We start from the raw sequence: 1,054 nt of genomic DNA, 5'->3' as shown, positions 1-1,054 counted from the left end.
WATATATTCACCAAGTAGAGTTTTACAAGGGCGATTACCTTGTTCTGAGCTATAACATAAAATATATTTATTCATGTTTATCACCGCTTTTATTGTGTTTTATATAATGTATCATGTACGATGAAGCGGCAAAAAACAACTCTTGTTAAATAAAAAGGATTGTTTTTTTATTTGTAAAACCAAAATTATTAATTGATTCAGAGAAAAGACAACATCTTAAGTTTTTAAAATAGAAACTTTTTATCACAACTTTTTGATACTCTCTTTAAGTTGTTTACATATTTATTAAATATTTATAAATCTTTACAAAGTATACCTGTTTTTTCTCCTAATTTAAGATGTTGTCTTTTCCCTGTTTCAGTTAACTAATTTGCTAATAAATAAAAAAACTTAATATCAAGGAAGGGAGTAAGTAATGGAAATTAATAAGCAACAAAGAATATGCGATGTTAATGATTGTTATAAAACAATATCATTCATTACTGAAGAATTTTTATCAAATAAAGTTTTATGAACTTGTGAAAAACATAAAGATTTATTAAATCGCACAAAAGATAAAAAACAAAAGCGGTTTTATAAACGCTTAGAAAATTCAAAAATTATCTTTGATTGAGAAACTGGTTTTTTAAAACTTTGATTTTATAAAACAACTTAATGCAGTGTGGGACGGTTATTTTAAATAACTAAGTGTTTCCATAAGAACATGAGTTTAAACTCATTCCCACAGCCAGCCGAGGCAAGTACTGAAATAGTGTATGAGGAAAAATGTAAATCGGCGCTGGTTATATTAATAACTAAGCGATAGTCGTGATAAGTGCAAGGTCAACATCAAACGACAATAAATATTGAGATGGCCACTTTATAAATAAATTTGCGATAGATATTACTTCTTAGAAGTGACAGCGGTTTAAAAACCACAAAGTCAGCATTAGGCTCTTCAAAATGCAAGTGAATTTATTTTAAAAACTGAACGTTTTGACCTGAAATGGTGCGGGTGAAGAGAGAGAAAACTCTCTGGCTCCAAAAAGAAAAAACAACTGTCTATTATTAAACA

The 1,054-nt window shown here is 28.1% G+C and carries 1 protein-coding gene; it reads left to right on the top strand.

Annotated features, from left to right (window positions below; translation table 4 throughout):
- Positions 1–415: 415 nt before the first annotated feature.
- Entirely contained in the window at positions 416–655 is a 240-nt protein-coding gene (locus EHV01_RS05880; protein WP_422066646.1) for a hypothetical protein, read from the top strand.
- Positions 656–1,054 lie beyond the last annotated feature (399 nt).

Source organism: Spiroplasma sp. hy2 (assembly GCF_044714365.1).
GTDB lineage: Bacteria > Bacillota_I > Bacilli_A > Mycoplasmatales > Mycoplasmataceae > Spiroplasma > Spiroplasma phoeniceum.
Note: the sequence above shows the minus strand (reverse complement) of the source record. Positions and strands in the feature narration are given on the sequence as shown.